The organism is Enterococcus sp. DIV1420a (assembly GCF_051712165.1).
GTDB lineage: Bacteria > Bacillota > Bacilli > Lactobacillales > Enterococcaceae > Enterococcus > Enterococcus faecalis.
Genome location: NZ_JBIOOI010000002.1, coordinates 1,097,476 through 1,123,989 on the forward strand (window position 1 = coordinate 1,097,476; position 26,514 = coordinate 1,123,989).

The window sequence follows — 26,514 nt, forward strand, 5'->3', positions numbered from 1 at the left end:
AGACGGCCTTTTTTAGACCAATTCCTAGTTTTTTTAGCGTAAAATGAACTGATTTTATAAAACTAGTCCTTACTAATGAGAAGAAATCGTTCTTAAGTCCTATGACAAATGATCAAAAACAAGGCATAATAATGCATGTAAGGAAAACACTATTGAGTGAAAAATTTGCTAAGGAGGCAATATCCATGAAAGAAAGAGAACGCGTATTAGAATTAGTGAAAAAAGGTATTCTAACGTCAGAAGAAGCGTTAATTTTATTAGAAAATATGGCAACTGAAAAAGATGAAAAACAAATCGAAAAAGCTGCTGAAAAAGTCGATACACAAAATATTGGAACAACAAATAAAGAAGATCAAGTCGCAGATTTAATGGATGCATTAGAAAAAGGCGAATCAGAAGGACCTACTGTTGATCCGTTTGAAGAAAATACACAGGACAGTGCAGAAAAAGATCGTGAAAACTTAGAAAGAATTCTTGATGAGTTAGCAACAAAAGCCAATCGTGCTTCGGCTGAATTGGACGAAGTCAACGCAGAAATTGCCGGCATCAAAGAAGAAATTAAAGAAGTCGCAGAAGAAATTGGAACATTAGATACAAAAGAAGAGTTAGATGCATTAACAGAAGATGAACAAGTTCAACGAAAAGACTTGCACGTTTTACTTGCACAATTAGAAGAAAAATTAGCGACTCAAAGTACTGAAAAAACAGCACTGGAAGAAGAACTAAAAAACATTCGCAAAGAACAATGGAAAGGTCAATGGAATGATACAAAAGAAAAAGTTTCTTCTCAATTCTCTGAAGAGTGGAAAGATCAAGCCACAGACACCTTTAACCAAGTCGGCGGCAAAGTTGCCGAATTTGGCGGCCAAGTGGGAGAATTCTTGAAAAAAACATTTAATTCTTTCAGTGACACCATGAATGATAATGTGGAATGGAAAGACATTAAAATGAAAGTTCCTGGTGTGGCAACAACTAAGTTTGAACATGAATTTAACTATCCAAATCCACAAGCAAGTTTAATTGATGTCAAGGTAGCAAATGGTACCGTGGTTTTCAAAACTTGGGATCAAGAAGATGTGAAAGTCGAAGCAAAAATCAAATTATATGGTAAAATGGCAGGAGATTCACCAATGGAAGCTTTCTTAGAACGAAGTGACATTGATGTGGATGATGAAACGATTTCTTTCCAAGTGCCAAACAAACGGGTGAAAGCAGATTTAACGTTCTATTTACCAAAACGCACTTACGATCATGTATCTGTTAAATTATTAAACGGAAATGTCTTAGTAGAAGAGTTAACAGCGAAAGATGTTTACACAAAATCAACGAATGGGACGATTACGTTTAAAAAAATTGATGCAACTATGTTAGAAATTGAAGGTGTGAATGGTGAAATTAAAGTCCTAGAAGGAACGATTTTAGATAACATTATTGAAACAGTCAATGGTGATGTGTCTATTTCCGCGGCACCAGAAAGTCTAAGTGTCTCTCTGATTAATGGAGATATCCGCATTACAGCTAAAGAAAAAACGCTTCGCCGTGTTGAAGCAAGCTCTGCAAATGGGAATATCAAATTGGCCTTGCCAAATGACTTAGGTGTTGAAGGGCAAGTGAAAACTAATTTAGGTAGTATTAACAGCCGTTTAACAGATATTGAAGTTGTTCGTGAAAAGAAAGATCGCGGCAATCAACAATTACATTTTAGACGTGTACTGGAAGAATCAATGGCTCAAATTAATGCTTCTACAACAACGGGAAGTATTTTCCTAAAAGATACGGATAAATAATTAATAATTTTAAGCTAGATGGGCTGACGAATCAGCCTTTCTAGTGTAAAATTTAGTAGACGAGGTGAAAACATATGAAAAGAAAACTAACAAAATCTCCGAATAACGTGGTTTTAACAGGAAGCTTAGCTGGGATTGCTGATTGGCTAGGAATTGACCCAACAATTATTCGTGTCGTTTATGTCTTGCTCAGCTTTTTCTCAGCAGGATTTCCAGGCATTCTCTTATACATTGCCTTAGCAGTCTTGATCCCTTCTGGAAGAACAGGAAGCGATCGCGGCTACGGCCATCAAAATCCTTATAATAGAAATGTTCGCAATGAAAATCCTTATGCTGCCAATAAAAAGCAACGTAAAGAAGCGGAAAAAATTGATGATGACGAATGGAGTGACTTTTAATGACATATTTTCAGCGATTGGTTGTTAATACACTGACATTCATTTCTTTATCAGTTGTTTTTCCTGGCATGATTCATGTGAGAGGCATAATGCCTGCAATTATTGCCGCCTTTGTTCTCTCAATCCTAAATATGTTGGTGAAACCAGTCTTAACAATCTTGTCGCTCCCATTTACTTTATTAACGTTTGGTCTATTTAGCTTTGTTGTCAATGCAGCGATTTTACAAATGACCTCGTTTTTTGTGGGGGAAATGAACTTTGGCTTCTCAAGTTTTTGGGCAGCGGTGCTAATGGCTGTAATTATGTCAATTGTCAATACGATCGTTACGGATCACAATTTATCTAAATATGAATAAAAAAAGCCTGAAGAACGTAGCATAAAATGCGTTCTTCAGGCTTTTTCGATGGTTAAATTTTCTAGGTGACATTCTGGATGGCGGCTGATATAGCCATATAAAATGTTTAAAAAATCAACTTGTTGCTTCGAGTAATGCTCAATTGTTTTCGGTGGTTTTTTGGGCATGATTTTTTTTGCTAGTTCAAGCGATGAATATTTTTGAAACGTTTGTTTAGTTACAACACGTGTTGCTACCACCAAGCCTTGGTAAATTAAATAGTATTTGATTTTTTTCTGACAAGGTAACCACATCAGTTGCCAATCTCGTTGGTTAGCTTGACTAATTCGTTGATTTTGGTTTGCAAAGCGCGTCAAAAAGAGCCAATCTTCTTTGAGTTTTGCCGCTTTTTCGAAGGCTTGTTTTTCAGCAGCCTCTTGCATTTGTTGAGCAATTCGTTTGATTGGTTCTCGTCCTTGATTATGGAAAAAGTCGAACAATTCTTGTTGAAATAGTTCGGTCGGAATGGCACTCTCTTTTTGAAAGGTTTGATGCCAATAGTTGGTTGGGACGAGATCGTAGATACTATCCAAAATTATTTTTAAACGGTTTAATTTTCGGCGAATCGAATAAGGACCAAAACAGTTCTCTTTAGTGGGAATATTTAAGAGTTTAATCTCTAATTGCCGCTCATTAACGGCTACCGATACATAAGAATATTGTTCATAAGCATTCATTTGGCGATTGTAGCGCGGCCGATACTGTTGAATCAGTTGACATTCTAGGAGGAGTGCATCCAATTCTGTGTCAGTATGGAGAACATCGAAGTCTATAATTTGTTTGACTAAACGCATCGTCTTTCGAGAATGTTGATTACTATTAATAAAATAGCTCGACACGCGATTTTTTAATTTTTTGGCTTTACCCACATAAATAATTGTGTCGGTTGCGTCTTTCATTAAATAAACACCAGGCGTTAACGGTAATTGATGGGCTTTTTCCTTTAAATATTCTTTCATAAGTTTCCTCTTTTCTTAAAAGGATCGGCTTCAAGTATACAAAGTTTTCTGAAATAGTCAAGTAACAGAAATAGCATAGGTAATTTCACTGAAAAATAGTTTCATTTTTTTGAAATATGATAATTCTAGGAATTATCTAGTGAATAGCTAGAAACTTGTATTTTTAAATGATAAAATATAACAAGTAGCAGAAAGGACTGACATTCGATATGACAGAAGTGGTAAAGATTTATCAACTGGTAGAAAATCTTTCTTTAGAAGTAGTATACGGAGATGAAGAAAGCTTAAATAGAACAATCAAAACTGGTGAAATTTCCCGGCCAGGTTTAGAATTAACTGGGTATTTTAATTATTATTCCCATGACCGTTTACAATTATTTGGGAGCAAAGAAATTACCTTTGCGGAACGAATGATGCCTGAAGAGCGTTTATTAGTGATGCGCCGTTTATGTGCGAAAGATACTCCAGCCTTTATAGTATCCAGAGGACTAGAAATCCCCGAAGAATTAATTACAGCAGCAAAAGAAAATGGCGTTTCTGTATTACGTTCACCGATTTCAACTTCCCGTTTACTAGGGGAACTATCCAGTTATTTAGATGGCCGTTTAGCTGTTCGCACAAGTGTCCATGGGGTTTTAGTTGATGTTTATGGACTTGGTGTTTTGATTCAAGGAGATAGCGGTATTGGTAAAAGTGAAACAGCTTTAGAGCTTATTAAACGTGGACATCGGCTAATCGCAGACGATCGTGTCGATGTTTATCAGCAAGATGAATTAACCGTGGTTGGAGAGCCACCAAAAATTTTGCAGCATTTAATTGAAATTCGTGGTATCGGAATTATTGACGTCATGAACCTGTTTGGAGCTAGTGCGGTCCGTGGCTTTATGCAAGTTCAATTGGTCGTTTATTTAGAGGCATGGGAAAAAGACAAGAAATATGATCGTCTTGGTAGTGATGATGCAATGGTTGAAATAGCTAACGTTGATGTCCCTCAGATTCGTATTCCTGTTAAGACCGGCCGAAATGTGGCCATTATCATTGAAGTGGCAGCAATGAACTTCCGCGCGAAAACAATGGGTTATGATGCAACAAAAACGTTCGAAGAGCGCTTAACCCGTTTGATTGAAGAAAATTCAGGAGAATAGAAGGAGAAGATGTGATGATGTTAGCTCAAGTAAATTCAATTGCATTTCGCCTTTTCGGTATTCCCGTCTATTGGTATGCAATTATTATTGTTTCAGGGATTGCTTTAGCTGTTTGGCTAAGTAGTCGTGAAGCCGTTCGTGTTGGTTTAAAAGAAGATGATGTCTTTGACTTTATGCTCTGGGGATTACCTGCAGCAATTGTTGGCGCGCGCTTGTATTACGTCGCTTTTCAATGGCAAGACTATGTAGACAATCCGATTGAAATTTTCTTTACTCGAAATGGTGGCTTAGCGATTTATGGTGGTCTTATTGGTGGGGGACTGGCGCTGTTTTTCTTTACGCGTCATCGTTTCATTTCTACATGGACTTTTTTAGATATTGCCGCACCAAGTGTGATTTTAGCGCAAGCAATTGGTCGTTGGGGCAACTTTATGAATCATGAAGCCTATGGGCCAGCGACCACCAGACAATTTTTAGAAAATCTCCATTTACCAACGTTTATCATTGATAACATGAATATCAACGGAACGTATCATCAACCAACATTTTTATATGAATCTGTCTGGAATGTTTTAGGCTTTATCGTTTTAGTGTTATTACGCAAAAAGCCACACTTTTTAAAAGAAGGCGAAGTCTTTTTAGGTTATATAATATGGTATTCTTTCGGCCGTTTCTTCATCGAAGGCTTACGGATGGACAGTTTGTATGCGTTTAGTAACATTCGTGTCTCACAATTGTTGTCTTTAGTGATGTTCGTGGCAGCAATTGTTATTGTGATCGTTCGTAGAAGAAATCCCAATTTGAAATTTTACAATCGGGAGAAACAAAAGAAAAAAATAACAACTTCTTAATCCAACTTGATCGAAGAATATGGTAAACTAAAGAAGTAACGTTGTTTAGCGAAAGGAGAGTTTCACCGATGAAACAAAAAGTCGCTGTTTTAGGTCCAGGTTCCTGGGGGACAGCTTTAGCTCAAGTATTAGCCGAAAATGGACACGAGGTCTGTATTTGGGGAAATAAACCAGAGCAAATCGATGAAATAAATACAAAACACACCAACAAACATTATTTACCAGAATTAATCTTACCTACTTCAATTCAGGCAACCACTGATTTAGCTACTGCTTTAGTAGATGTGGATGCGGTACTGTTTGTGGTACCAACTAAAGCCATTCGTTCAGTAGCACAAGAAGTGGCCCAACATTTAAAAACAAAACCAATTATTATTCATGCAAGTAAAGGGCTCGAACAAGGTACACATAAGCGGATTTCAGAAGTGATAGCAGAAGAGATTCCAGCAAAAAAACGGCAAGGGATTGTGGTTTTATCTGGTCCAAGCCATGCAGAAGAAGTCGCTGTTCATGATATCACAACCATTACAGCAGCAAGCGAAAATTTAGCAGACGCTGTGTATGTGCAAGAGTTGTTTATGAATGATTACTTTAGAATTTATACGAATGATGATGTGATTGGTGTAGAAACAGGGGCGGCCTTAAAAAATATTATTGCTTTGGGCGCCGGAGCGATTCATGGCTTAGGCTTTGGTGATAATGCCAAAGCGGCAATTATGACTCGTGGTTTAGCAGAAATTAGTCGTTTAGGGGTTGCGATGGGAGCAAACCCATTAACATTTATTGGTTTAAGTGGTGTTGGGGATTTAATTGTTACTTGTACAAGTGTCCATTCTCGAAATTGGCGTGCGGGTAATTTATTAGGAAAAGGCCATAAGTTAGATGAAGTCTTAGAAAACATGGGTATGATTGTGGAAGGTGTTTCAACAACTAAAGCAGCCTATGAATTGGCACAACAATTAGAAGTCGAAATGCCAATCACAGAAACAATCTACAATGTCTTGTACAATGACGAAGATGTACAACAAGCAGCAAAAGAAATCATGTTGCGCGATGGCAAAACCGAAAACGAATTTACACTTGATTTTTAGGAGGAAAAAAGATGAAAGTTAAAAAGGCAGTTATTCCAGCAGCTGGGTTAGGAACACGTTTCTTGCCGGCTACCAAAGCGATGGCAAAAGAAATGTTACCGATTGTTGATAAACCAACGATTCAATTTATTGTAGAAGAAGCACTAGCTTCAGGAATCGAAGATATTTTAATTGTGACAGGCAAAGCCAAACGTCCGATTGAAGATCATTTTGATTCAAATGTTGAATTAGAAAATAATTTAAAAGAAAAAAATAAAACCGATTTATTGAAATTAGTCGAAGAAACAACGGATGTTAATTTATATTTTATTCGTCAATCCCATCCGAAAGGCTTAGGACACGCTGTTTTACAAGCGAAAGCATTTGTTGGCAATGAACCTTTTGTCGTGATGTTAGGCGACGATTTAATGGAAGATAAAGTGCCATTAACGAAACAATTAATGGATGATTACGAAGAAACACATGCTTCGACGATTGCTGTAATGAAAGTGCCCCATGAAGATACTTCAAAATATGGTATTATCAACCCAGAAAAAGAAATCGAAAAAGGACTATACAATGTCGAGAATTTTGTTGAAAAACCAAAACCCGAGGAAGCACCAAGTGATTTAGCGATTATCGGCCGTTATTTATTAACCCCTGAAATTTTTGATGTACTTGAAAATCAAAAACCAGGCGCTGGTAACGAAATTCAGTTAACAGATGCGATTGACACTTTAAATAAAACACAACGCGTTTTTGCTCGTGAGTTTAAAGGAGAACGTTACGACGTTGGCGGTAAATTTGGGTTTATGAAAACAAGCATTGAATATGGTTTGACTCATCCAGAAGTAAAAGATAATTTACGAGAATACATTATTAATTTAGGTGCTCAATTAGCGAAAAAAGAGCAACCAAAAGAAAAATAAATAAAAATAAGCGTAAAATTTCAATTCGTTAGAAGGAAATTTTACGCTTTTTTTCTTAAAGAAAAGGGCATGAGAATTTTATAAAATAAATTGTCATTCTTAGCTTTATGAGTTGTGAAAAATATAAGTTGGTGTTATCCTAAGATTATAAATAAAATTTCAGAGGGGAGTAATGATATGTCAGGTGGGGAAATTGCTGCCTTAATTGCAGCGGTAGCATTTGTTGTTTTAGTCATCTTTTTAGTACTTGTGTTATATAAAGTTTCTCAAGTTGTTTCAAAAATTGAAGATACAATTGATGAAACAAATACAACAATCAAAGTCGTGACTAGCGATGTGAATGTATTGAGTCGCCAAGTGGAAGGCTTGCTTGTTAAAAGCAATGAACTATTGACAGATGTGAATCAAAAAGTGGCAACGATTGATCCGTTGTTTACGGCCGTTGCTGATTTAAGCGAAAGTGTCTCTGAATTGAACACCTCAAGTAAACATTTGATTACAAAGGTAGGAACCGTAGGGAAAGGCACAGCGAAAGCTGGTTTAGTGAGTAAAGTAGGCGGTTCTGCTTTTAGAGCAATGCGTTCAAAAAATAAAAAAACAAATAACTAATTGGAGGAGATTTTTATGGCTAAAAAAGGCGGATTTTTCTTAGGAGCAGTAATTGGTGGAACAGCAGCAGCCGTTGCCGCATTATTACTTGCACCAAAATCAGGTAAAGAATTACGTGATGATTTATCAAATCAAACAGATGATTTAAAAAACAAAGCGCAAGATTACACAGATTATGCTGTTCAAAAAGGAACAGAATTAACAGAAATCGCAAAACAAAAAGCCGGCGTTTTATCAGATCAAGCCTCTGATTTGGCAGGTTCTGTCAAAGAAAAAACAAAAGATTCATTGGATAAAGCACAAGGTGTTTCTGGCGACATGCTTGATAACTTTAAAAAACAAACAGGTGATTTATCTGATCAATTTAAAAAAGCAGCTGACGATGCTCAAGATCACGCAGAAGATTTAGGTGAAATTGCCGAAGATGCAGCAGAAGATATCTATATTGACGTTAAAGATTCTGCGGCAGCGGCCAAAGAAACTGTTTCTGCTGGTGTCGATGAAGCAAAAGAAACCACCAAAGATGTTCCTGAAAAAGCTGCAGAAGCAAAAGAAGATGTTAAAGATGCAGCGAAAGACGTAAAAAAAGAATTTAAAGGGTAACAAGCGTTTAGCTTATGAAAGTTAGCAACGGATCGTGTTGCTTTTGTTCAGCGGCTTACCTTAAAATTTAGAAATGAGGCCATCAGTCCGGTTGACTGATGGCCTCATTTTATTTTTATGCTATTCAATAATTTGCAATTCTTTGGTTGTCTTAGTGAATGGTTCGGAGCCTGTTTTTGTTACGTGTAAACAATCTTCAATACGAACGCCTACTTTTCCAGGAATGTAAATACCGGGCTCAATAGAGAAACACATACCTTCTTCAATGACTAAATCATTGCCATGAACCAGCGATGGGTATTCATGGACAGTGGTTCCAATGCCATGGCCTAAGCGATGGTTAAAGTATTCACCATAACCAGCTTTTGTGATTACACCTCGGGCAATATCATCTAATTCGCCTGCTGTAACACCAGGTTTCACCGCTTCAGTTGCTGCTAATTGTGCTTCTAAGACAATTCCATAAATTTCTTTTTGGAAATCAGAAGGTTCCAAGTAGCTGACTGTTCGTGTGGCATCACTACAATAGCCATTATGAACGACACCTAAATCAAATAACACTAAGTCATGGGGCTCAATTTTTGTTTCGCCAGGTACCCCGTGAGGACTAGCTCCGTTTTTTCCTGTTAAGACTAACGTATCAAAACTCATTGAGCGAATACCTTGACGTTTTAATTGATACTCGATTTCTGCAACAATTTCTTGTTCCGCAACGCCTGCTTGAATTGCTTTGAAGCCAATCTCAAAAGCGACATCAGCCCAACTACCAGCTTCTAGTAAACGTTGAATTTCAGGTTCTGTTTTAATTAATTGAAGTTTTTCAATTAAAGGAGTAACATCATGAGAAAAATCGCTAGCTGGGAAATAGGTTTTCAATTGATCGAAACGAGCTAAAGAAAGAGCTTGTTTTTCTAAAGCAAAGCGTGGTGTGCCTTGTGTTCGTTTATTTAATAAAGCCGCAATTTTTTCCCAAGGATTTTCGCTATCTAAATAACCATAAACGGGATAAGTCCAACTACTCTTTTCGGCATCTTCGACTTCCAATGCAGGTGTAAATAAAAATGATTGATCGTCCGCAGCGATAAACAAAGCTAACACGCGCTCATGAGGTTCGCTTTCGTAACCGGAAAAGTAAGCGATATGACCAGGATCACTAATATAAGTGAAGTCAATCTTTTCTTGGTGCATCCAATTTTTTAAATCGGCAATTTTTTCTTGATTCATAAAACATCCTTCTTTCTTTTATTCTGAAGTGAATCACAGTACTATCATAACATGAAATGACAAAAAGTTCCTTTTGAAATGGAAAGTAAATTTTCATGAAAAAACGATAAAACGGTTGCAAAAATAGAAGAATTTTGATATTCTAGGCTAGGAAAGAAATGTAAACAGTGTTTTCAGAAAATGAGAACAAATTCATATTTATAGGAGAAGAAACATGGAAAAACAAACAATTACAATTTATGATGTTGCTAGAGAGGCAAATGTATCTATGGCTACTGTTTCTCGTGTTGTCAATGGTAATCCCAATGTAAAACCAGCAACGCGTAAAAAAGTCTTAGAAGTGATTGATCGCTTAGATTACCGTCCTAACGCAGTCGCACGTGGTTTAGCAAGTAAAAAAACGACAACAGTGGGTGTCATTATTCCAGATGTTAGTAATGCATTTTTTGCTTCATTAGCACGTGGCATTGACGACGTGGCTACAATGTATAAATACAATATCATTTTAGCTAATTCAGATGGAGACGATCAAAAAGAAGTTACTGTATTAAACAATTTACTTGCCAAGCAAGTAGATGGGATTATCTTTATGGGTCATCGCATTACAGATGATATTCGTGGTGAATTTTCACGTTCAAAAACACCTGTTGTCTTAGCAGGTTCCATTGATCCAGACGAACAAGTTGGTAGCGTTAATATTGATTACACAGAAGCAACGAAAGATGCAACAGCGACTTTAGCGAAAAATGGGAACAAAAAAATTGCTTTTGTTAGTGGTGCATTAATCGATCCAATTAATGGTCAAAACCGAATGAAAGGCTACAAAGAAGCTTTAGCGGAAAATGGCTTGTCTTATAATGAAGGCTTAGTTTTTGAATCTGAATATAAATTTAAAGCAGGGATTAATTTGGCTGAGCGTGTCCGTAATAGTGGGGCAACTGCTGCCTTTGTTACAGATGATGAGCTAGCGATTGGTTTATTAGATGGGATGCTAGATGCTGGTGTGAAAGTTCCAGAAGAATTTGAAATCATTACAAGCAATAACTCATTGCTTACAGAAGTCTCTCGTCCACGTCTATCAAGTATTACACAACCTTTATATGATATCGGTGCCGTGTCAATGCGCTTATTAACAAAACTAATGAACAAAGAAGAAATTGAAGAAAAAACAGTTGTTTTACCTTATGGAATTGATCAAAAAGGTTCAACAAAATAAGAGAAAATTCTACTAGAAATGCAAAAAAGTACAAGAAGAAATCATGAAAATGATTTCTTCTTGTACTTTTTTGCATTCTGCTATTAATACACAGTAAGATTGAAAATTAAAATAAGATTAAGTTGATTAGAAAATCGGTCGGTAAAGCATTGCTTATGGTATCTTTAGATTAAAAAAAGAGGTGTTTCTATGAAGGTAAAAGAATTAACTGTCGAGTATGGTAATAGAACAATTATAAAAAATTTATCTATGCAAGCTGAATTTGGTGAAATAATTGGCTTAGTTGCTCCTAATGGAACTGGAAAAACCACGTTCTTTAATGCTATATCTGGTTTAATCCCTAGAAAAAATGGAAATATTAGTTTAAATAAGATTGATTACAATAGTAGAAGTGCAACGTATTTAAAAGAACTATTTTTTCTTGAAAGTAGTAAAAATTTATATGATTATTTGACGCCGAAAGAACATCTTGAATATATTAAAGCCGCTTGGAAAAGTAATAGCGATATAGAGCATATTTTTGAACAATTAAAGATGAAAGAATATCAAAATAGAATAATAAAAAAATTATCTCTCGGAATGAAACAACATGTATTATTAGCGATGTACCTAGCAAGTGATGCAACAATACTTTTGTTAGACGAACCTTTTAATGGCTTGGATCCTACTAGTGTTAGTTTATTCATAATGTGCTTAAAAGAAATAGTTTCCAAAGATAAAATAGTTATTTTATCTTCTCATGATTTGTATAATGTTGAACACACATGTACACGTATTTTATTTATGAAAAATAAAAAGCTGGTTGAGAATGATCAACGTAACCTTTCTTTACGTGAACAATATGATAACTTATATTTAAGAGGAGAAGAAAGAAATGCTTAAGATAGAAACGATAAAAATATTGAAAGAGAAGAGTCTGTGGTTTGTGTTTGTAGCCTTTATTTTAATGTTAATTTATCCGCTGCTAGCTCAACCCCAACAACTTTCTTTTAAAGAAATGCAATATGAAAACCGAATCAAAAATAACGAACAAGCGAAAGAAAAAATGAAAAATGAACCTGCAGCAAAAGAAACTTTAAATGAGATAGAAGATGAAAGTGAGCAATTAAGGAAAGCAATTAATGCCATCAAAATTGGTGATGAATGGGCTTTATTAGAAGCTGAGAAAAAATTGGAAGAAAGTAATTTAAACGCAATGTTAAAAGGAACGTTGTACAGTATACCAATTATTGAGCAACAAAAAAGAGTCAAAGAATTGCAATATTTATCTGAAAACAGGATCAAACAAGTGGATTCTTCTGAAGTTGCTAAAATGCCTGCTTTGAATTACCTAGGTTTTCTTTTATCGATGGATTTTCCATATACATTATTATTAATTATCCCTAGTTTAATGATTATAGCGCTCGCAACTTTAGAAAAAAGAAAAAATACTGTTTCTTTATGGAATGGCCTTCCCTTAAAACTATGGAAAAAATATTCTATTAAAATAAGTAGTATTTTGTTTACAGTCGGATTGGTTTCTTATCTGTCAATCTTTCTTTCTGTAATCAGTGCATTTTTCAAAAATGGTCTGGGAAACCCTGATTATCCAGTCGCGATTATTGAAAAGGGACAAAGTGTTACAATCATTTCTCTTTCTAACTATTTGTCGAGAAGCCTAATTATGTTTGGTATGCTGTTATTAGCATTGACAGTATTCAGTTTCTTGCTTTCACTATTTACTGGAAATTTGATTGTTCATAGCTTGCTAATTGTTGGTGTGGTATTATCTTCAGGATTTAGCATGCTTTCCAATAAATTTTTCTTTACATCTTATATGAATTTTCCCAAAATTATTAATGGAGGAAATGGGTATGAGCCGATGGATGAGATAGGTCTCACATTTGATTTTTCTTTAAAGATGATAGTTGTCTATGTATTAATAAGTTTAATAGTATCTGCTATTGTTTTGAGAAACAGAAAGGGATTATTTTAGTTAAAATAGGTTGATTGCTGCATATTATTTCATTAAATGTAGGAGCTATTTTTGAATAGCTCGAGCTAGTATCGATGGTAAAGAATAAGAGAAACAATAAAAGTAGAGACGTAATCCATCAATTGATGAATTACGTCTCTACTTTTTTACATAATTTTGGTTACAAGCTTAACTTACCAAATTCTTTAGTTGTTCTTTTTATTTTCGTTGTTTTTATTGTTGTTGTTGTTATTATTTGTAGTGGCACGTGGAGCAAGATTTCCCCAGTAAGAAGCGTAATTGCTGTCTGTTCCACCGATCCCAAATTTATAGGTACTTTGTGGTGCACCATCTTTGGCATAGTATGAAGTCGTTGTTTTGCCAGGTGTATTGAACTTGGCACCATTATAGGTAATTGAGCCAGGTTTTTCACCAGTAAATTCAGAAACTTTTGATTTAATGACACTTGGGTCTAATTCAAATTTTTGACCAATGCCAAACAATTCTGGATTCGCATAGTACAGCGCGTTAGCTAAGTTCGCCATATAATTCCCGTTATTGTCGCCGCTGGTCGTCGTCATTGGCGCTGGTAGATCATGTCCTGACCAAGAACTTAGTGTCACAGTCGGGGTAGAGACAATTAGCCATGAATCTTTATAGTCATTAGTTGTCCCAGTTTTTCCGACCCAATCAGCACTGGCTAAATGAGGATTCAAGCCAGCTAATGTTGGTTTGAATTTTGTCGTATTCGCAGAATCCACCACTGAGCGCAACAAGTCATTCATAATAGAAGCGGTCGCCGGTGAATAAACTTGCGTTCCTTCATCTTTGTGTTCGTAGACCACATGTCCGCTATTGTCTGTGATTTTTTCAATCATGTAGGCTTTTTGATATTTACCTTTGTTAGCAAGCGCTTGGAAGCCGTTTGTTTGTGTTACAACATTTGTTTCTACTGAACCCAATGGCGCAGATTCGTAAGCCCAAGCATCTGAAGCTGGATAGTTCATTTTACTTAAGTAGTGATTGTAAGAGAAATTATCATCACCCATTTTTTTCCTTAGCTCATTATTAACATGAACGACAGGGATATTGAAAGACCAATTCAAGGCATTCCGAACAGTCACGAATTGATTTAAATCCACATTTGTGGAATTAACAAATTCTGTACCATCAGCATAAGTCGTTGGGTAGTTGGCCAGACGACTTTCAGAACCAATGAGTCCTTGATCAATCGCAGGGCCATAGACAGAAATTGGTTTAATCGTAGAACCAACTTGACGATCGGCATTAAAGGCATGGTTGTTTTGATTAATATCGAAGTTTCTACCGCCGATAAAACCAAGGATACGACCAGTAGCGTTATCCATTAAAATATTGCCAGTTTCAATCATTGTATTCCCATTGACATCTGCAGTGCCATCATCAAGCAAATAACCATAATTTGCGACAGCGGTTTGCATCGTGTTGTAAATATTCTGATCAATGGTCGATTGGATTGTATAGCCTTGCGACTGGATTTCGCGACGTGCTTGTTCTTCATATTGATCTAAACCAACTTGATCTAAATCATCACGATTAACTTTAGCTTTTTTCATATCTAAATCCATGACAATCTCAACTGCTTTATCTAACACCGTGTAGTATAGATAGCCTTCTGTATTGACATTGGCCTGTTCAGTTGGTAAAAAGTCTTTTTTCAAGTCGTAAGCTTTGGCTTCTTCATATTCCTTTTGCGAAATAGCTTTTTCTCGGTACATACTGAAAAGAACAAAATCTTTTCTCTTCATTCCTAAAGACAAATCGTCTTTCAAGGCACCAGTGTTAGTATAGGGCGTGTAAACAATAGGACTTTGGGGAAGACCTGCGATAAAGGCCGCTTGAGGAAGATTCAAGTCCTTGGCACTTTTACCAAAGAGTCCTTTGGCTGCTTCTTCCACGCCTGCAATATTTTCACCTTTGTTATTACGACCAAAAGGGGAGACATTTAGATAAGTTGTCACGATTTCGTCCTTAGAAAAGTATTTTTCAATACGTAAAGCTAATAAAATTTCGTTGGCTTTCCGTTTAAAAGTCGTTTCGTCAGTTAAAATCTGTTGCTTGACCAATTGCTGAGTCAATGTTGAACCACCAGAAGAACCGCCGATACCTGTCGCATCAGAAATCAACGCTCGAACTAGCGCTTTTGGTACCACCCCATGATGTTCTTCAAAATATTCATCTTCTGTTGAAATAATGGCTTTTTTTAGCAATGGAGACATTTGATCGCCATTAATTCGTGTCCGAATTAAATCTGATTTGATGTTAGCAATCGGAGTACCATCTGCGTAAGTCATTTTTGACACTTCGGTAATATCACTGATTTCTTTTTGCAATTCTTCCTTCGTTGGGGGCTGTGTATCTTCAACTAGAAAAGCAAAATAGCCCATTCCAATACCTAAGCCAAGAGAGCCACCTAAGACAATCAGAATAACCCCAAAAACCACTAATGACTGAAAAACGCGAATAATGACATTTAAAATAAGTAAAAAGACATTGCCGCCAGAAGAGGTCGTTGGTTTTTGCTTATTGTTACTTGAATTATTTTTCAAAAGCTTCACCTCAATAAAATGATACATTCTGTGTTATTATAGCAAAAAAAAGCTTCTATGAATAGTTTCTACACCAATTGCCATTTTTTGTTGAAAAAACTTAAGAGAAAATAGGGAAATCTCATTTTTTGACTTTTCAAGTGTGACAGAATCGGTTACTATGAATAGGGGAATTTGATCTATTATTATGTTTTACTATAGGAGGAAAATCATGAATTCAGCTTTTTTTGAAGAATTAAAAGCCCGTGGGTTGGTCTACCAAGTCACAGATGAAGAAGCCTTACAAAAACAATTAAATGAAGAATCTGTTAAATTATATATCGGCTTTGATCCAACGGCAGACAGTTTACACATCGGGCATCTACTGCCAATTCTTATGTTACGTCGTTTCCAACAAAATGGTCATGTGCCCATTGCTTTAGTTGGTGGCGGAACAGGCATGATTGGTGATCCATCATTCAAAGATGCAGAGCGTAGTTTAAACACACTTGATACAGTGAAAGCTTGGTCTGAAAGTATTAAGGGCCAGTTGTCACGTTTTATCGATTTTGAAGATGAAAAAAATCCAGCGATTCTAGCAAATAACTATGATTGGCTTGGAGAGCTTTCGTTAATTGATTTCTTACGTGATGTTGGAAAAAACTTTACAATTAACTATATGATGAGTAAAGAAAGCGTGAAACGCCGAATCGAAACAGGAATTTCTTATACTGAATTTGCGTATCAATTATTACAAGCGTATGATTTCTTGAAATTGTACGAAACAGAAGGCTGTTTATTGCAATTAGGCGGCAGTGATCAATGGGGGAACATTACTTCAGGGATTGAATTATTACGCCGAGAACAAGAAGTTCAAGGATTCGGCTTAACCATGCCTTTAATTACAAAAGCAGATGGTACCAAATTTGGTAAAACAGAAGGAAACGCAGTTTGGCTAGATGCGGAAAAAACTTCGCCATATGAATTTTATCAATTCTGGATTAACACAGATGATCGTGATGTCGTGAAATTCTTGAAATACTTTACTTTCTTAACATTGGATGAAATTGCAACAATTGAAGAAGAATTTACAGCGAACCCAGGTCAACGTGCTGCGCAAAAAGCGTTAGCCAAAGAAGTGACTACTTTAGTCCACGGTGAAGCAGCCTATCATCAAGCGGTTAAAATTTCAGAAGCTTTATTCAGCGGAGATATCCAAAGCTTAACAGCAGAAGAAATTAAACAAGGCTTTAAAGATGTACCAACGTATGAGGTGCAACCAGAGGATCAATTAAGTTTAGTTGACTTATTAGTTACCTCAAAAATAGAACCATCCAAACGTCAAGCCCGTGAAGATGTTCAAAATGGAGCGATTTACGTCAATGGAGAACGTAGACAAGATTTAGCAGCTGAATTGACAGAAACTGATAAAATCGAAGGACAATTTACTGTGATTCGTCGCGGTAAGAAAAAATATTTCTTGTTAAAATACTAAAAAAATGAAAGCTTGGGACGAAGGTCGTTTAGACAACAGGTTCCAAGCTTTCGCTTTTAAAAAAGATAAATTGGGATTAATTCTGTTACAAAAAACTCTTTTTTACTATTGGGCATATTCAATTACAGATAACTTGTGCTATGCTAGAATAAAAAGTGCAGTCGCTATAAGGAGTAGGTTATGAAATCAATTGTCGAAAAGTTAAACTTAACGAAGTATCAGCAACTAGTTATTTTAAATAGACCACAGGGAGAGTATCTATCTGAATTTGCTTCAGCCGCGCAGCAATTACCCTCAGAACCAGTTGAGCTGATTTTTGCATTTGTGAAAACGATGGCGGAATTTCAAGAGATTGTTTCAATGGTGATTGAAGGTCAACATTTAGTAGAAAATGGGTTGTTATATGTGGCTTATCCGAAAAAAGGCAATAAAATGTATCCAACTTTTGTCCACCGAGATGAAATTTTTCCAACATTACAAGTAAACGAGGCAGATGGGTATATTAAAGGCTCAACCTTAAAATTTAATCGCATGGTTAGTTTAGATGAGACTTTTACGGTTGTCGGCATGAAGAATGTTCTTAAAAAGCCAGCGAAGAATCAGACCAGTTCTGCTGTTGGAGATTATGTTCAATATTTACCGGAAATTGAAGCGTTGGTACAAACAGAACCAGCTGCTGTAGCGACATTCGCTGCATTAACGCCTGGTTATCAAAAAGAGTGGGCGCGGTATGTATTTAGTGCGAAGCGAGCGGAGACACGGAAAAAGCGGCAAACTGAAATGTTAGCCATTTTAAAAGAAGGCTATAAAACCAAAGCTCTTTATCAGCAAAGGAAGAAATAATGGCGCAGTCAATTGAAACAGTTACAGCATACATCGAAACAGTCGAACCAAAATGGCGAATTGCTTATCAGCAAGTATTAGACGCCGTTTCGCAAAATTTGCCAGCAGGATTTGAATTAACAATGCAATATGGCATGCCAACCTTTGTTGTGCCGCTTTCAGTATTTCCAGAAGGCTATCTTAACCGTGGTGATGAACCGTTACCATTTATCAGCTTAGGCGCTACTAAAAGGCAAGTAGCTTTATATCACATGGGATTAATGGGAAATGAAGCCGTCCGAAGTTGGTTTCAAGAAGCCTATCAGGAACAAGTGTCAACAAAGCTAAACATGGGGAAAAGTTGTCTTCGCTTCACTAATCCTAAGCGAATACCTTATGAACTAATTGGCGAATTAGTAACAAAAATCACGCTAGAAGAATGGCTGCAACAGTATCAACACTACCAAAAGAAAAAGAAGAATTATTAGGAGGAACCACATGTTATTAGGATCACACGTTAGTATGAGTGGCAAGAAAATGCTATTAGGCTCTGCCGAGGAAGCGGCTAGTTATGGCTCAACAACCTTTATGATTTATACAGGTGCGCCACAAAACACGCGCCGGAAACCGATTGAAGAAATGAATATTGAAGCTGGGCAAGCTTTTATGAAAGAACACAATTTAAGTAATATCGTCGTTCATGCCCCGTATATTATTAATTTAGGCAATACAATCAAAACGGAAAATTTCGGTTTTGCCGTAGACTTTTTGCGTCAAGAAATTGAGCGAGCACAAGCGTTGGGAGCAACGCAAATCACGTTACATCCAGGTGCGCATGTTGGTGCAGGTCCAGAAGCCGGCATCAAACAAATTGTTAAAGGTCTAAACGAAGTCTTGTGGAAAGAGCAAATCCCTCAAATCGCTTTAGAAACAATGGCTGGTAAAGGAACCGAAATTGGCCGTACGTTTGATGAACTAGCTGCGATTATTGACGGAGTTACGCTAAATGATAAACTTTCTGTCACTCTGGATACTTGCCACATTAATGATGCAGGTTATAATGTAAAAGATGATTTTGATGGCGTATTAGTTGAATTTGATAAAATTATCGGATTGGATCGTTTAAAAGTTATTCATGTGAATGATTCTAAAAATCCTATGGGCTCACATAAAGATCGTCATGCCAATATTGGCTTTGGCACTATTGGTTTTGAAGCTTTAAACGGTGTGGTTCACCATGAAAAATTAGCTGCTTTACCAAAAATTTTAGAAACACCTTATGTCGGAGAAGACAAAAAAAATAAAAAGGCCCCTTACGGCTTTGAAATTGCGATGTTAAAAAATCAAACATTTGATCCAGAATTATTAGAAAAAATTCAAGGACAAAACTAAAGCAACAATCGCTCTTAAAGGTCCTATTGACATTTAAGAGCGTATATTTTTGACTTTTAATCACTATTTTGCAAAAAAATCAGACTTTTTTCATTATTTAAGAGAAATCCCGCAAAAAGAACTTTTCTTTTTTTGCTATTTCTAGTAAAATAATTCATTGAGAGCAAAACTATACGGAGAGGAGAGAGTTTCAATGGCAACAGGTTGGGTAGTATTAATCGCAGTAATCGCTTTATTAGTAGGCGCTGCAGGGGGCTTTTTCCTTGCACGCAAATATATGCAAGATTATTTCAAAAAAAATCCTCCCGTTAATGAGGATATGTTACGCATGATGATGGCATCAATGGGTCAAAAACCGTCAGAGAAAAAGGTTAGACAAATGATGCAACAAATGAAAAACCAAGGAAAATAGTAAAGGTTATTCAGGTAATCATGAATAAGTGTAAAAACGGGCTGATTTTCAGTCCGTTTTTTTGTTGTTTTGCGGGAGAATAGGATAATCTAGGAGGAAAAGAGCGAAACGTTTAATCAAAAACAACAATAACGAAGAAACCTTCTAGCTCGAAAGTAGTCTTCGTAGAACAACAAAGTAAAAGGAGGGACAACTGAATGTCCATATTCAAAAAATTAGGCTGGTTTTTTAAGCAAGAGAAAAAAAGTTATATTATTGGGGTTTTCTCATTAATGATGGTCGCTCTTGTTCAATTAGTCCCGCCCAAAGTTATTGGCGTCGTTGTAGATGAAATCGTTAACAAAGAAATTCGCTTAACGAAAATTATCGTGTGGGTTGCACTCTTGATTGGTGCTGGGCTTGCCCAATATCTTTTTCGCTATATTTGGCGGATGCATATTTGGGGGAGTGCGGCTCGTTTGGAAAAAGAGCTACGGACTCAATTATTTCATCATTTCACAAAAATGGATAGCATCTTTTATCAGAAATATCGGACAGGTGACTTGATGGCGCATGCAACCAATGATTTAAATGCCATCCAAAATGTTGCTGGAGCTGGGATTTTAACGTTTGCCGACTCTGTGATTACGGGAGGAACAACGATTATCGCAATGGTTCTATTTGTCGATTGGCGCTTAACATTAATTGCTTTATTACCGCTGCCTTTATTAGCCGTCACTTCACGAGTTCTAGGTTCTAAGTTGCATGATGCCTTTCGAGATTCACAAGCTGCTTTTTCAGCGATTAATGATAAAACACAAGAAAGTATCACTGGAATTAAAGTCATTAAAACATTTGGGCAAGAAAAAGAAGATCTTGCTGATTTTACAGAGAAAATTGATGATGCTATCGTCAAAAATAAACGAACGAACTTTTTAGATGCACTGTTTGATCCTTTTATTACGCTGATTATTGGTGTTTCTTATGTTTTGACAATTATTATTGGTGGTCGTTTCATCATGGAAGGAACGATTAGTTTAGGTCAGTTGGTCTCTTTCATTGCCTATATTGGGATGCTAGTTTGGCCAATGTTTGCGATTGGGCGCTTATTTAATGTGTTGGAACGTGGGAATGCTAGTTACGATCGTGTGAACGAATTATTGCATGAAAAAACGCATATTATCGAACGAAAAGATGCCATCAAAACAATGGCGCAAGGGACAATTTCAATGAAGATTGATTCTTTTTCTTATCCAAAAGAAGAGACGGTGGCGTTGGAAAATATCCAATTTTCGTTGCAAGAAGGAGAAACCTTGGGGATTGTTGGCAAAACAGGCGCTGGTAAAACCACTATTTTGAAATTGTTGATGCGTGAATATGACCAATACCAAGGAACGATTTCCTTTGGAAAACATAACATTAAAAATTACACATTAGATGCATTGATGGGTGCAATGGGGTACGTGCCACAGGACCATTTTCTCTTTTCCATGACGGTACGAGATAACATTCGTTTTGCTAAACCACACTTGGAACAAGTAGCAGTTGAACAAGCGGCAGCATTAGCATTTATTAACCAAGAAATTAAAGCGTTTCCTGAAGGCTATGACACAATGGTTGGGGAACGTGGCGTTTCGCTTTCTGGAGGACAAAAACAACGGATTTCTATTGCACGGGCCTTGATTGTTGAACCAGAATTGTTAATTTTAGACGATGCCTTATCTGCAGTCGATGCGAAGACTGAAGAGGCGATTTTATCAAATCTAAAAGAAACGCGCCAAGAAAAAACCACTATTATTACAGCGCATCGTTTAAGTAGTGTCATGCATGCAAAAGAAATCTTAGTGTTGGATGAAGGGAAAATTATTGAACGGGGGACACATCAGGAGTTACTGGCTCAGAAGGGTTGGTATCAGCGGATGTGGGAAAAACAGCAATTAGAAGCGAAAATTGAAGGGAGTGAGAGTTAATGGAAGAAAAGTATCAATCCGAATGGTCCAGAGAGTTACCGCTGAAAGAACAATTAACGATTGTTCAGCGTTTGTTTCGTTTTGCCAAACCGTTTCGACGCATGTTTTACACAGCTATTCTCTTTGCGTTTGGCTTATCAATTATCAATATTCTTTTGCCTAGAGTCATTCAAGTTTTTATGGATAATTATTTAACGCCTAAAACTGCTACAATGCAAGTGATTCTAACTTTTGCTGCTATTTATTTTTTTGGTGTCATTGTCAAAAGTATTGTTTGGTTTTTCCAATGGTATTTGTATTCGATGGCTTCTTTAAAAACGTATCAATATATACGAGTGAAATTATTTGAAAAATTACACACTTTAGGTATGCGTTATTTTGATCAAACACCAGCGGGTTCGACGGTGTCTCGTGTTACAAATGACACAGAAACATTGTTTGAATTCTGGTATGTATTCCTAATGGTGATTACAGGAATTTTTGCCGTAATCTCGTCATTTTTTGCAATGTTTCAACTCAGTCCAGAAATCTCATTTTATTGTCTAATTTTCTTGCCGATTTTATTAGTTGTGATTTGGTATTACCAAAAATTTAGTTCAAAATTATATCGCAGTATGCGGGAAAAATTAAGTCAATTAAACACCAAACTAAATGAATACATCTCTGGGATGCAAATCATTCAACAATTTCGCCAAGAAAAGCGTTTGGAAAAAGAATTTGAGGAAACCAATGATGATTATTTAAAAACACGAGTAGCAATGATTCGTATGAATTCGTTATTATTAAGTCCTATCATTAATTTGTTGTATACGTTGGCGATTGCATTGGCCTTAACTATGTTTGGCATCGATGCTTTACATTCTCCTGTAGAAGCGGGGATGATTTATGCTTTTGTAACGTATGTCCAAGCTTTTTTTAATCCGATGACACAAATGATGGACTTCCTAAGTATCTTTACAGATGGGATTGTCGCAGGTAGTCGTATTTTAAAAATTATGGATACGGAAGAATTAACGCCGCAACAATCAGTAGGTGCGAATGGGGAAATTATTCGCGGGAAAATTGAATTTCGCAATGTTACTTTTTCTTATGACGGCAAAAACGAAGTATTGAAAAATATTAGCTTTGTCGCAAATTCTGGGGAAACCGTCGCTTTAGTCGGTCATACAGGAAGTGGTAAAAGTTCAATTATTAATGTACTCATGCGTTTCTATGAATTTTATGAAGGGCAGATTTTAATTGATGATCGTGATATTCGTGATTTTCCCATGACAGAATTACGGGAAAAGATGGGCTTAGTATTACAGGACGCTTTCATGTTTTATGGAGATATTGCTGGAAATATCCGTTTACTGAATCCCAATATTACAGATGAGCAAATTAAACAGGCTGCGGAATTTGTTCAGGCAGATAAATTTATTCACACGTTACCCAATACCTATCATGCGAAAGTCATTGAACGAGGAGCGAGTTATTCTAGCGGACAACGTCAATTAATTTCGTTTGCACGAACGATTGTGACTGATCCCAAAATTTTAGTTTTAGATGAAGCAACCGCTAATATTGATACAGAAACAGAAGGATTGATTCAAGAAGGATTAGCCAAAATGCGTCAAGGGAGAACGACAATTGCGATTGCGCATCGCCTTTCGACGATTCGTGATGCAAACTTGATTTTAGTTTTAGACAAAGGGCAGATTGTAGAACGAGGAACGCACGAAACGTTACTGGCAGAAGGTGGCCTTTATGCGGATATGTATCAGTTACAAAGTACGGAAGTTTAACGTAACAACAGAAAGAGTTAAATAACCCAAACAAAGGCATTTAGTGTTAGGGAATTCCTAATTCTAGGTGTCTTTGTAGCTCTTTAAATTGCAAAAAAGAATAGAAATGGTATGATATGAAGAGAGAAAAACAAACGAGGAAGTTAGGTGGAACTGTGAAGCCAGTTATAGTCAAAAATGTGCGAATAGGTGAAGGGAATCCCAAAATTGTGGTGCCCATTGTTGCTCCAACAGCCGAGGATATTTTGGCCGAAGCAACGGCGAGCCAAACACTAGATTGTGATTTGGTGGAATGGCGTTTAGACTATTATGAAAATGTCGCTGATTTTTCCGATGTATGTAATCTTTCACAACAAGTAATGGAACGGTTGGGGCAAAAACCGTTATTGTTAACTTTTCGTACACAAAAAGAAGGCGGCGAAATGGCTTTTTCTGAGGAAAATTATTTTGCTTTGTATCATGAATTAGTGAAAAAGGGTGCGTTGGATTTATTAGATATTGAATTATTTGCGAATCCGCTGGCGGCAGATACGTTAATTTACGAAGCTAAAAAGATGGGGATTAAAATTGTTCTCTGTAATCACGACTTTCAGAAAACACCGTCGCAAGAGGAGATTGTCGCGCGGTTACGCCAAATGCAAATGCGTCAGGCGGATATTTGTAAAATAGCTGTGATGCCACAAGATGCGACAGATGTACTTACGTTACTTTCAGCAACCAATGAAATGTACACCCATTATGCATCCGTCCCAATCGTTACTATGTCAATGGGACAGTTAGGGATGATTAGTCGCGTAACAGGTCAACTGTTCGGGTCGGCACTAACTTTTGGCTCAGCCCAGCAAGCGTCCGCACCGGGCCAACTATCCGTACAAGTATTAAGAAATTATTTAAAGACATTCGAACAAAACAAGTGATTCAGAAGGTGAAAAAAGTGGCAAAGAAAAAAACACAACAAAAAACGAATGCGATGCGCATGGTAGAACAACATAAAGTACCATATAAAGAATATGAATTCGCTTGGAGCGAAGATCATTTAAGTGCAGAAAGTGTCGCTGAAAGTTTAGGTATTGACAAAGGACGAATTTTTAAAACCTTGGTTACAGTAGGTAATAAAACAGGTCCAGTCGTGGCTGTCATTCCTGGTAATCAAGAATTAGATTTAAAAAAATTAGCGAAAGCTAGTGGTAACAAAAAGGTAGAAATGCTTCACTTAAAAGATTTAGAAGCAACCACAGGCTATATTCGTGGGGGCTGTTCACCAATTGGGATGAAAAAACAATTTCCCACCTATTTGGCTGAAGAAGCTCAACAATATTCTGCAATTATTGTTTCTGCAGGCAAACGTGGCATGCAAATTGAATTAGCGCCTGAAGCAATCCTTTCGCTAACCAATGGGCAATTTGCGGAAATAACGACAAAAGAATAAGTGGCTATAAGAAGGAGTCGAGACAGAACTGTTTATCTGTTTTTAAACGTGGAGCAAAAATCACTAGGGATTTTTGCTCCACGCTTAACTATCAAATTAATAAAGGAAAAGCATTGACTAATCTGTGCTACTTTTTATTGGGATAAAATTTTTGTAATGCTTGCCGTGCAAGCATATCGGCGGCTTTGTTTTGACTTTCAGGTAGCCATTTGATTAAGAGTAAAGGAAAATTCTTTTCTAGTTGTTGATATTCTGCTAAATAAGGCTGGTACTTTTCATTTTTAGCATAGTTTTTTTCAATGGTTTGGACAACAATTTTACTATCTGAGTTGAGAAGAACGGTTTGTTGATTGTCTTCATTGGCAATCGCTTGTTTTAAAGCTTCAATCAGCACTTTAAATTCGGCTTCGTGATTACTAACAATGCCTAAAGGCACATGCAATTGTTGCCGCGATTGGTCGGTGAGGTAAACGATACCGCCGCCAGATTCACCTGGATTGCCTTTTGTTGCAGCATCTACATAAATTCTTAACATAAAATTACTCCTAATTTCTTTTTGTTCTTAAAAAAAGTATGTTACTATTATAACATATTTAAATTTAGCGGCGTTGATCCAGAAGTAGTGAGGGCACTTTATGAAAAAACAGAAATTCTATTGGCAGCCAGAATTAGCATCAACAATTATTTACTGGTCTTGCACATTTTGTATATTATTTATTAGTTTAATTTTAGCATTGGAAAATAATGGTCCTTACTTGATTAGTAATCTGGTGATGGTTCCATTTTTTGTGTTTGCGTATCTAGGAATTGCGCGGTCTTTTAACATGACAGAAACATCTTTAATTGTCAGAGATGTTTTGTGGTTTCGCAAAAAAGCACTTCCGCTTTCTCAGATAGAAAAAGTAACCTACAATGAAAAAAGCATCGAAATTTTTTCCTCAGAATTTAAGGAAGGCTCAAAAGTCTTTTTAATGAAAAAGAAAACGATTCCGTTATTTCTTGAGGCACTTAAGATAAAAAAGCCTGAATTGAAGGTAGCAGAAGATCATTCTTTGGGCCTTCATAAAAAAGAAGAAAAAAACAAGAGTGAGTCATAAGTCGAAACGACTGGTGACCCACTCTCAAAATCTTAAAATAATCAGCTGAAACAAACGCTACGTTTACTTACTTTTTGGAGCTAAGCGCTGTTGGTTCAGCTTTTTTAGTTATCTATTTTTTTGACATGTGCTGCTTGTAGCCCACGATTGCCTTCCATTATCTCGAACTCTACAGATTGATTCTCATCAAGTGATTTGAATCCATCACCTTCTATAGCAGTGAAGTGGACAAAAATCTCATCTTCTTCGTTGTAAACGATAAAACCATAACCTTTTCTGTTATCGAACCATTTGACAATTCCTTTTTGCATCCAATTCACGCTCCTTTTAGATTTGTAAAGACACTTTCATTATACGAGAAAAGGCTACCAAACGTCAATGGTTGGGTTGTTTAAAAAAGGTTATTCTAGCCATTCTATTCAATACA

At 36.6% G+C, this 26,514-nt stretch carries 28 protein-coding genes; 23 read left to right on the forward strand and 5 right to left on the reverse strand.

The genetic code is table 11. The features are described from left to right. Window positions 1-185: 185 nt before the first annotated feature. The 3 genes from liaX (at window position 186) to IGI80_RS16590 (ending at window position 2,541) form a co-directional block, all read left to right on the forward strand. On the forward strand, window positions 186-1,787 hold the full coding sequence (gene liaX, locus IGI80_RS16580) for a daptomycin-sensing surface protein LiaX (protein WP_438724193.1): 1,602 nt from the start codon (window positions 186-188) through the stop codon (window positions 1,785-1,787). A gap of 74 nt (window positions 1,788-1,861) precedes the next feature. Next, window positions 1,862-2,185, forward strand: coding sequence for a PspC domain-containing protein (locus IGI80_RS16585; protein WP_002357306.1), 324 nt, complete (start codon window positions 1,862-1,864; stop codon window positions 2,183-2,185). Next, the gene (locus tag IGI80_RS16590; protein WP_002357307.1) at window positions 2,185-2,541 is read left to right on the forward strand and encodes a phage holin family protein; all 357 of its coding nucleotides are present in this window, start codon (window positions 2,185-2,187) and stop codon (window positions 2,539-2,541) included. The genes IGI80_RS16585 and IGI80_RS16590 overlap by 1 nt, the downstream gene beginning before the upstream one ends. 35 nt (window positions 2,542-2,576) lie before the next feature. On the opposite strand, the gene IGI80_RS16595 is transcribed toward IGI80_RS16590, so the two are convergent. Next, window positions 2,577-3,539: a GIY-YIG nuclease family protein gene (locus IGI80_RS16595; RefSeq protein WP_002361928.1), complete on the reverse strand. Its 963-nt coding sequence runs from the start codon at window positions 3,537-3,539 to the stop codon at window positions 2,577-2,579. A gap of 209 nt (window positions 3,540-3,748) precedes the next feature. On the opposite strand from IGI80_RS16595, the gene hprK reads away from it, so the two are divergent. The 6 genes from hprK (at window position 3,749) to IGI80_RS16625 (ending at window position 8,746) form a co-directional block, all read left to right on the forward strand. Next, window positions 3,749-4,684 (forward strand): HPr(Ser) kinase/phosphatase, encoded by a 936-nt coding sequence (gene hprK / locus IGI80_RS16600; RefSeq protein ID WP_002357309.1) that lies wholly within the window; start codon window positions 3,749-3,751, stop codon window positions 4,682-4,684. Window positions 4,685-4,701: 17 nt separating this feature from the next. Further along, a complete protein-coding gene (gene lgt, locus IGI80_RS16605) occupies window positions 4,702-5,535 on the forward strand; it encodes a prolipoprotein diacylglyceryl transferase (RefSeq protein WP_002381830.1) in 834 nt (277 codons plus the stop codon). Window positions 5,536-5,603: 68 nt separating this feature from the next. After that, on the forward strand, window positions 5,604-6,626 hold the full coding sequence (locus IGI80_RS16610) for an NAD(P)H-dependent glycerol-3-phosphate dehydrogenase (RefSeq protein WP_010710294.1): 1,023 nt from the start codon (window positions 5,604-5,606) through the stop codon (window positions 6,624-6,626). 11 nt (window positions 6,627-6,637) lie between these two features. Next, window positions 6,638-7,534, forward strand: coding sequence for a UTP--glucose-1-phosphate uridylyltransferase GalU (gene galU / locus IGI80_RS16615; RefSeq protein ID WP_438724194.1), 897 nt, complete (start codon window positions 6,638-6,640; stop codon window positions 7,532-7,534). Between the two features lie 177 nt (window positions 7,535-7,711). Further along, the gene (locus tag IGI80_RS16620) at window positions 7,712-8,143 is read left to right on the forward strand and encodes a DUF948 domain-containing protein (protein WP_002357316.1); all 432 of its coding nucleotides are present in this window, start codon (window positions 7,712-7,714) and stop codon (window positions 8,141-8,143) included. Between the two features lie 15 nt (window positions 8,144-8,158). Next, window positions 8,159-8,746, forward strand: coding sequence for a YtxH domain-containing protein (locus tag IGI80_RS16625; RefSeq protein ID WP_002381831.1), 588 nt, complete (start codon window positions 8,159-8,161; stop codon window positions 8,744-8,746). Between the two features lie 120 nt (window positions 8,747-8,866). Here the strand turns inward: IGI80_RS16625 and IGI80_RS16630 are convergent, their stop codons facing one another. Beyond that, window positions 8,867-9,970 carry an aminopeptidase P family protein gene (locus IGI80_RS16630; protein WP_002379504.1) on the reverse strand — a complete coding sequence of 368 codons (1,104 nt, stop codon included), beginning with the start codon at window positions 9,968-9,970 and terminating at the stop codon, window positions 8,867-8,869. Window positions 9,971-10,184: 214 nt separating this feature from the next. Between IGI80_RS16630 and ccpA the strand changes: the two genes are divergently transcribed. From ccpA to IGI80_RS16645, 3 genes are all read left to right on the forward strand, one after another. Continuing rightward, on the forward strand, window positions 10,185-11,186 hold the full coding sequence (ccpA, locus tag IGI80_RS16635) for a catabolite control protein A (RefSeq protein ID WP_002357319.1): 1,002 nt from the start codon (window positions 10,185-10,187) through the stop codon (window positions 11,184-11,186). A gap of 189 nt (window positions 11,187-11,375) precedes the next feature. Then, window positions 11,376-12,068, forward strand: coding sequence for an ABC transporter ATP-binding protein (locus tag IGI80_RS16640; protein WP_033917921.1), 693 nt, complete (start codon window positions 11,376-11,378; stop codon window positions 12,066-12,068). Further along, window positions 12,061-13,161, forward strand: a complete 1,101-nt coding sequence (locus IGI80_RS16645) for an ABC transporter permease (protein WP_002420132.1) — start codon at window positions 12,061-12,063, stop codon at window positions 13,159-13,161. Before IGI80_RS16640 ends, IGI80_RS16645 begins: the two co-directional genes overlap by 8 nt. Before the next feature lie 185 nt (window positions 13,162-13,346). Here the strand turns inward: IGI80_RS16645 and IGI80_RS16650 are convergent, their stop codons facing one another. Continuing rightward, window positions 13,347-15,755 (reverse strand): transglycosylase domain-containing protein, encoded by a 2,409-nt coding sequence (locus tag IGI80_RS16650; RefSeq protein ID WP_002397359.1) that lies wholly within the window; start codon window positions 15,753-15,755, stop codon window positions 13,347-13,349. A 184-nt stretch (window positions 15,756-15,939) separates the two neighbouring features. On the opposite strand from IGI80_RS16650, the gene tyrS reads away from it, so the two are divergent. The 10 genes from tyrS to ybaK all read left to right on the forward strand — a co-directional run bounded on the left by tyrS (window position 15,940) and on the right by ybaK (window position 24,990). Further along, window positions 15,940-17,202 carry a tyrosine--tRNA ligase gene (tyrS, locus tag IGI80_RS16655; RefSeq protein WP_002357324.1) on the forward strand — a complete coding sequence of 421 codons (1,263 nt, stop codon included), beginning with the start codon at window positions 15,940-15,942 and terminating at the stop codon, window positions 17,200-17,202. 4 nt (window positions 17,203-17,206) lie between these two features. Beyond that, window positions 17,207-17,386: a hypothetical protein gene (locus tag IGI80_RS16660; RefSeq protein WP_002365741.1), complete on the forward strand. Its 180-nt coding sequence runs from the start codon at window positions 17,207-17,209 to the stop codon at window positions 17,384-17,386. After that, on the forward strand, window positions 17,383-18,045 hold the full coding sequence (locus tag IGI80_RS16665; protein ID WP_002360162.1) for a YdeI/OmpD-associated family protein: 663 nt from the start codon (window positions 17,383-17,385) through the stop codon (window positions 18,043-18,045). The genes IGI80_RS16660 and IGI80_RS16665 overlap by 4 nt, the downstream gene beginning before the upstream one ends. After that, window positions 18,045-18,512, forward strand: coding sequence for a DUF1801 domain-containing protein (locus IGI80_RS16670; RefSeq protein ID WP_002360163.1), 468 nt, complete (start codon window positions 18,045-18,047; stop codon window positions 18,510-18,512). Before IGI80_RS16665 ends, IGI80_RS16670 begins: the two co-directional genes overlap by 1 nt. 10 nt (window positions 18,513-18,522) lie before the next feature. Then, complete coding sequence (locus tag IGI80_RS16675; protein ID WP_002361913.1) at window positions 18,523-19,416, forward strand: deoxyribonuclease IV; 894 nt, start codon at window positions 18,523-18,525, stop codon at window positions 19,414-19,416. Between the two features lie 193 nt (window positions 19,417-19,609). Next, window positions 19,610-19,828: a YneF family protein gene (locus tag IGI80_RS16680; RefSeq protein ID WP_002357397.1), complete on the forward strand. Its 219-nt coding sequence runs from the start codon at window positions 19,610-19,612 to the stop codon at window positions 19,826-19,828. A 197-nt stretch (window positions 19,829-20,025) separates the two neighbouring features. Next, window positions 20,026-21,777: an ABC transporter ATP-binding protein gene (locus IGI80_RS16685; RefSeq protein WP_002397355.1), complete on the forward strand. Its 1,752-nt coding sequence runs from the start codon at window positions 20,026-20,028 to the stop codon at window positions 21,775-21,777. Continuing rightward, window positions 21,777-23,561, forward strand: a complete 1,785-nt coding sequence (locus IGI80_RS16690) for an ABC transporter ATP-binding protein (RefSeq protein ID WP_023894638.1) — start codon at window positions 21,777-21,779, stop codon at window positions 23,559-23,561. Before IGI80_RS16685 ends, IGI80_RS16690 begins: the two co-directional genes overlap by 1 nt. Before the next feature lie 155 nt (window positions 23,562-23,716). After that, complete coding sequence (aroD, locus tag IGI80_RS16695) at window positions 23,717-24,478, forward strand: type I 3-dehydroquinate dehydratase (RefSeq protein ID WP_002365737.1); 762 nt, start codon at window positions 23,717-23,719, stop codon at window positions 24,476-24,478. Next, complete coding sequence (gene ybaK / locus IGI80_RS16700; protein WP_002397353.1) at window positions 24,475-24,990, forward strand: Cys-tRNA(Pro) deacylase; 516 nt, start codon at window positions 24,475-24,477, stop codon at window positions 24,988-24,990. The genes aroD and ybaK overlap by 4 nt, the downstream gene beginning before the upstream one ends. A 127-nt stretch (window positions 24,991-25,117) precedes the next feature. Here ybaK and IGI80_RS16705 read toward each other — a convergent pair whose 3' ends face one another. Beyond that, window positions 25,118-25,525, reverse strand: a complete 408-nt coding sequence (locus IGI80_RS16705) for a ribonuclease HI family protein (RefSeq protein ID WP_010825282.1) — start codon at window positions 25,523-25,525, stop codon at window positions 25,118-25,120. Between the two features lie 100 nt (window positions 25,526-25,625). On the opposite strand from IGI80_RS16705, the gene IGI80_RS16710 reads away from it, so the two are divergent. Then, window positions 25,626-26,087: an EbsA family protein gene (locus tag IGI80_RS16710; RefSeq protein WP_002364050.1), complete on the forward strand. Its 462-nt coding sequence runs from the start codon at window positions 25,626-25,628 to the stop codon at window positions 26,085-26,087. A 104-nt stretch (window positions 26,088-26,191) separates the two neighbouring features. Here IGI80_RS16710 and IGI80_RS16715 read toward each other — a convergent pair whose 3' ends face one another. After that, a complete protein-coding gene (locus tag IGI80_RS16715; RefSeq protein ID WP_002357404.1) occupies window positions 26,192-26,398 on the reverse strand; it encodes a cold-shock protein in 207 nt (68 codons plus the stop codon). Window positions 26,399-26,514 lie beyond the last annotated feature (116 nt).